This window comes from Desulfobacter latus, from assembly GCF_013389365.1.
GTDB lineage: Bacteria > Desulfobacterota > Desulfobacteria > Desulfobacterales > Desulfobacteraceae > Desulfobacter > Desulfobacter latus.
Map to the genome: position 1 here is coordinate 1 of NZ_JACADJ010000123.1, position 4894 is coordinate 4894.

Here is a 4894-nt window from a genome sequence, read left to right on the forward strand (position 1 = left end):
ACTCAAATTCCGTATAACGATTATTTTGAGGCCCAAAAGGGCGATATAGGCATTGAAAACGCCTATTTTTGAAATATAAATCTATAAAATACAATGATTTGGCTTGGTCCGACCCCAACCGACTATTTTTTAAAAACGGTTTCAAAAAAAACAAAATCATATTATGATTCAAATAAATAGGATTTTTGACCGGTGGTGAATATGCAAAATCAATTTAATGTCGAGTATCCACAGAATCTGCCGGATCTCCTCCAGATGACAAAGCAGGCATTTGAGGACGAGGCCAGAATGGCAATGGCTGTCAAACTGTTTGAACTGAAGCGGCTTTCGTCAGGGATGGCCGCTGAATTGGCCGGATGCAGCAGGGTTGCGTTTCTGCTTGGACTCCACCGGTTTAACGTGCCGATGATAGACCTTGAAGAAGAAGAACTGTTGTCGGATATGCAAAATGCCTGAAACAGAATCCATAGTCATCAATACAGGTAAAATTACCTCTGTCAGTATTCGTGGGTTTCGAAGCCTTGACCGGATCGATAAGCTGGCGCTGCCGCAGTTGACTGTATTAATAGGTGCCAATGGCTCAGGAAAATCCAATTTCATCAAGTTTTTTGAGATGCTGGGATGGATGTTTCGCAGTCAGAAACTTCAGGAATATATAGCACGCAGTGGCGGTGGAGATGATCAGCTGTTTATGGGGGCAAAACGCACCCCGCGGCTGGAAGCGCAGATTACCATAGAAACAGAAGCCGGTAAAAACGATTATCGCTTTTCCCTGACACATATCCCTCCGGACAGCCTGTTGCTGGTGGATGAAGCATATCGATATTCCAGCAACACATTCTCCACAACCAACGAAAACTGGACAGTACTGCCCATGCCCTCACATGAGGCAGTGATGGTACAGCAGGCAGCTGAAGACAAAACCGCCAGGATCATTGTAAACCTGCTGAAAAACTGCACTACCTATCAATTTCATGACACGTCGGCAGCAGCCAACATCAAACAGAAATGGGACATTTCCGATAACGCCTATTTGCGCAGTGATGGCGCAAACCTGGCACCCGTGCTTTATCGCCTGCAACAAAACGAGGTACAAAGGTATAAACTGATAACCCGTCAAATTGCCAGAGTGCTTCCGGGTTTCAGCGACTTTGAGCTTCAGCCGGACTACGGCAAAATCGGACTGCGCTGGAACGGCAAGCATGGCGCAAAGTCCTTTGGCGCTCATCTTACCTCAGATGGCTCGTTACGTCTTTTTTGCCTGATTACCCTGCTGAACCTGGCAGATCACATGCTGCCCGATATACTCTTCCTGGATGAACCCGAGCTTGGTCTCCATCCCCATGCCATTGGCCTTGTCGCACAGATGATCCAGAAAGTGGCCATTGCAAGACAGGTGTTTATCGCTACCCAGTCCCCCATAATGGTTGACTGTTTTCAGCTGGACAACATTATTGTCGCCGATACCAAAGAGGGGGCTACACAACTGCGCACCCTTGATCAGGACTCCTACCTCCATTGGCTGGAAGATGATTACCAGTTATCCGACCTGTGGCTCAAAGAACCCATCGGGAGTCCGCGCTGATGCGGCTTTGTGTCATCTGTGAAGGCCATACTGAAGCAGAATTTGTAAAAACCTGCCTCGAACCCCATCTGCGCGAATATGGCATTGCCACTTACCCGTCTTTGCTGAAAACCAGACCAGGCAGACAAGGCGGAGGAGATGTGAACGTTACCAGAATCATAAGACACCTGTGTCATGAATACCCCAATACAGATGCCATAACCACACTGGTCGACTACTATGGATTCAGAAACAGAGGCGGGATGAGCGCAGAAGAACTTGAAGTGCAAATACTGGAAAAGTCCCTTGAACGTTTCCCGAATACCAATCAAAAACGTATTGTGCCTTATGTTCAAATGTATGAATTCGAAGCGTTGCTTTTTTCCGATATCCGTATGTTTGAATGGGTAATTGACGGCTGGAACTCAGCCACAGAAAAGGCCTTGCGTGAAATAAACAATCGTTTTCCGGATCCGGAATCCATTAATGACAACCCGAAAACAGCGCCTTCTAAAAGGCTTGAATCAATTTTCGGTGGTTTTTACAGTAAAACGGAACACGGCCCCATAATAGCCGAAGAAATCGGACTCTCCGCAATACGCCGAGCCTGCGAGCCTGTCCTCGGTTTCATCAATGGCTAACCAAACTGGAGACTATATAGTCAGCTACCCAAGCCTAAAGGCATGGGCTTGTAAGAGCCCCGTGCTGACCAGCCTAAGTGCTTAGCGTACTACGTTAGATCGGAAATAAGTGTGAAATCGGGTAAATATTCGGGTTAGTAATATTTTTTTCCTCTCTCCCCCTAAAAGAACGAAGTACTGAAAAAAAAACGGGACACCTGGAAAAAAAATTGATACAAGAAAAAGCATGAGTTCTTCTTGTCAAAATATATCAGCAGCGTGGGTATTGAACTGGAGCGTGGACTACATTGATATAGAGCCATATACAACATACAGAAATAATTTGAGGGAGTTTTAACAAATGTCACTAAAAAACATGATGAAGAAAAAGGTGAAATTAAAAAAAATAGCCTCTCCATCCACCGAAGAGTACAAAAAAAGACAAGATGAAATTAATTCAAGAATTAAAGACATTGTAAAACAGTATGATCGTTCCATAGAAGAAGCCTCAAAGCACTATGTCAGATAATCCCCAACCCGGTTAATCCAAACACCCAATACCCAACCCCCCAATAGCTACAATAACGCAGGCCTGACCCCGAGATGAAAATCGAAGACCTGATATGGGATGAAGCCATCTATCCCCGCGCCCCTGTGAGCCAGAAGACGGTGGACGCCTATGTCGAAACCCTGTCCATCGGGGCGCAGTTTCCGCCGGTCAGGGTGCAGCGGGTGGTCAACTACTCCCCGTGCGGGGATGTGTCCGCCACGGTGATGATCCTCATCGACGGGGTACACCGGTGGCACGCGTTCAGACAGGCCGGCCGCACAGACATTCCCGTGGTCCATTTTCCGGAAGCGGTGCAACTGTTGCTTGTGGATATGCGGTTTAATCTGGGGCCTGGTCGGTTCCGGCAATTTAAGAAAATGATTGCGGCTGTTCAAGATCAGGATTTTTGGCAGGGCTGCTGGAGAAATGAAGGCTTCTCGATGGTATGGCCAGGTGGGCCAACGGGCAGAGACTCTCGTAAACATGATGAGCAATGCTTGATTGGAAAATTGGGTTTTGTTGAAGTCCGTCAAAAAGGATCACACAAACAGTTTAGGCATCCTGATTAAAAAAACGAGAATTAAGTATGGTGTCCCCGTAATTCATGCAATAGTTGATTCTCTATGGTAAAAAGTATTGACATCAGCGGCGGAATAAAATATTTAATCCCGATTGGTTCAAATTATGAACTGGTTGCAGGAAAAATGCATGTAACCTAAAGGGCGGAGCTATGTCGTCTCACCGTATTTACACTCAATCATCACGTTTTTTTCCACCTCAACCGGACCCCGCAATTTAATGTCGGATAAAGATAAAGAGTTTATACGTTTACAGCTTTTAAAACTCCTGGCTGAAAACCCTCAACGCTCCCAACGCGAACTTAGTAAACTCATGGGGATAGCCTTGGGTCGTGTCAACTATTGCCTGAGCGGCCTCATAGACAAGGGTTACATTAAGCTGGGAAATTTCAGGAATAGCGAGAACAGGATACTTTATGTCTACCATCTCACGCCCGCAGGCCTTGATGCAAAGTTAAAACTGACGTTTCAATTTTTAAAACGCCGCCTGGAGGAATATACCCGGATTAAGATTCAGATTCAGGAGCTGGCAACGGATTTGGCTGATAATGCCCCTGAATTGCTTAAGGATATGGATACCAAGGGATTATTTGATTCTTCGGAATAGGGGGCATGGAAACAAAAACAAAATGTTGATGCCTTTGCCGGTCTTTGCGGTTGTATAATATATGATATTAACCACGGAAGAGACGGAAGGCACTGAAAGTCAGGGCTTGCCAAATTATCTTTATACTGTGGACGACTGCTGGGACAAGGAAGCCAAAACCCTGAAAGCCGCCGGAGACCACCCGATCAAATTTGAGCATCTGTATGCCGTGGAACGGTTCAAAGACCACCGGCGCCTGCTGGACCTCAACGGCCCGGCCATCATCATCGCCGGATCCGGCATGTGTACGGGCGGCCGCATTGTCAATCACCTGAAACACGGCCTGGACAACCCGAAAAACGACCTGTTCTTTGTGGGATACCAGGCCGCCGGCACCCCGGGGCGGGCTATCCTGGAAGGCCGCACCCCCTCCAAAGCCACCATCCACCGCCTGACCGGCTACTCGGCCCACGCCGACCAGCAGACCCTGTGCGACTGGGTGGCGGCCATGCCCGAACCGCCGGGGGAAATTCGACTGGTGCATGGAGACCCCCATGCCAAAGCTGCGTTGGCTCGAAAACTGAATATAAGGCCCATCTCCTGACGGATGCCTGAATTCCGTGTATTTCCGTGCTTTCCGTGGTTCATGTAAAAAACAGCCTCTCCGGTGTTTATTAACCACGGAAAACACGGAAGGCACTAAAAGTTACAGTACAAGGCGCTCAATCTCTTGTTTTTTGTGGCAGAAACTGAGAAGTAAGACACCAATGGATAACCGGCGCGCCCTGCAAACTTTTGGGTTTGATTACAACGCATCAATAAAACAAAATCAGGATATGAATCCCCACGACCATAATTTTAAAAATCTTTTTTTAGATTTCCCGAAGGAAGCCTTGGCCTGGTTATTTCCAGAGGCCGAACAAAACTGGGGGCAGGTCATCAACGTTGAATTTGTACGCCAGGAGCCGAAAAAACATTCGCTTTCAGACAAGAGCC

Annotated in this window: 7 protein-coding genes and 1 pseudogene; all 8 read left to right on the forward strand. The window is 47.2% G+C overall.

Annotated elements, in window-relative coordinates; genetic code table 11:
* Positions 1-201: 201 nt before the first annotated feature.
* Entirely contained in the window at positions 202-456 is a 255-nt protein-coding gene (locus HXW94_RS18020; RefSeq protein WP_178368284.1) for a UPF0175 family protein, read from the forward strand.
* Positions 449-1585, forward strand: coding sequence for an AAA family ATPase (locus tag HXW94_RS18025; RefSeq protein ID WP_178368285.1), 1137 nt, complete (start codon positions 449-451; stop codon positions 1583-1585). The genes HXW94_RS18020 and HXW94_RS18025 overlap by 8 nt, the downstream gene beginning before the upstream one ends.
* Positions 1585-2205, forward strand: a complete 621-nt coding sequence (locus HXW94_RS18030; RefSeq protein WP_178368286.1) for a DUF4276 family protein — start codon at positions 1585-1587, stop codon at positions 2203-2205. The genes HXW94_RS18025 and HXW94_RS18030 overlap by 1 nt, the downstream gene beginning before the upstream one ends.
* 340 nt (positions 2206-2545) lie before the next feature.
* Positions 2546-2713: a hypothetical protein gene (locus tag HXW94_RS18035; RefSeq protein WP_178368287.1), complete on the forward strand. Its 168-nt coding sequence runs from the start codon at positions 2546-2548 to the stop codon at positions 2711-2713.
* A gap of 74 nt (positions 2714-2787) precedes the next feature.
* Positions 2788-3303: a hypothetical protein gene (locus HXW94_RS19645; RefSeq protein ID WP_246294212.1), complete on the forward strand. Its 516-nt coding sequence runs from the start codon at positions 2788-2790 to the stop codon at positions 3301-3303.
* Positions 3304-3532: 229 nt separating this feature from the next.
* The gene (locus tag HXW94_RS18050; protein WP_178368288.1) at positions 3533-3919 is read left to right on the forward strand and encodes a MarR family EPS-associated transcriptional regulator; all 387 of its coding nucleotides are present in this window, start codon (positions 3533-3535) and stop codon (positions 3917-3919) included.
* Between the two features lie 61 nt (positions 3920-3980).
* A complete protein-coding gene (locus tag HXW94_RS18055) occupies positions 3981-4502 on the forward strand; it encodes an MBL fold metallo-hydrolase RNA specificity domain-containing protein (protein ID WP_246294213.1) in 522 nt (173 codons plus the stop codon).
* Positions 4503-4518: 16 nt separating this feature from the next.
* Positions 4519-4894 (forward strand): annotated as a pseudogene (locus tag HXW94_RS18060) (hypothetical protein); the annotation flags it as partial.

Bases quoted from the DNA above. Each gene is read 5' to 3' on its own strand.
- HXW94_RS18020 (WP_178368284.1), top strand. From the start codon at position 202: ATGCAAAATCAATTTAATGTCGAGTATCCACAGAATCTGCCGGATCTC.
- HXW94_RS18025 (WP_178368285.1), top strand. From the start codon at position 449: ATGCCTGAAACAGAATCCATAGTCATCAATACAGGTAAAATTACCTCT.
- HXW94_RS18030 (WP_178368286.1), top strand. From the start codon at position 1,585: ATGCGGCTTTGTGTCATCTGTGAAGGCCATACTGAAGCAGAATTTGTA.
- HXW94_RS18035 (WP_178368287.1), top strand. From the start codon at position 2,546: ATGTCACTAAAAAACATGATGAAGAAAAAGGTGAAATTAAAAAAAATA.
- HXW94_RS19645 (WP_246294212.1), top strand. From the start codon at position 2,788: ATGAAAATCGAAGACCTGATATGGGATGAAGCCATCTATCCCCGCGCC.
- HXW94_RS18050 (WP_178368288.1), top strand. From the start codon at position 3,533: ATGTCGGATAAAGATAAAGAGTTTATACGTTTACAGCTTTTAAAACTC.
- HXW94_RS18055 (WP_246294213.1), top strand. From the start codon at position 3,981: ATGATATTAACCACGGAAGAGACGGAAGGCACTGAAAGTCAGGGCTTG.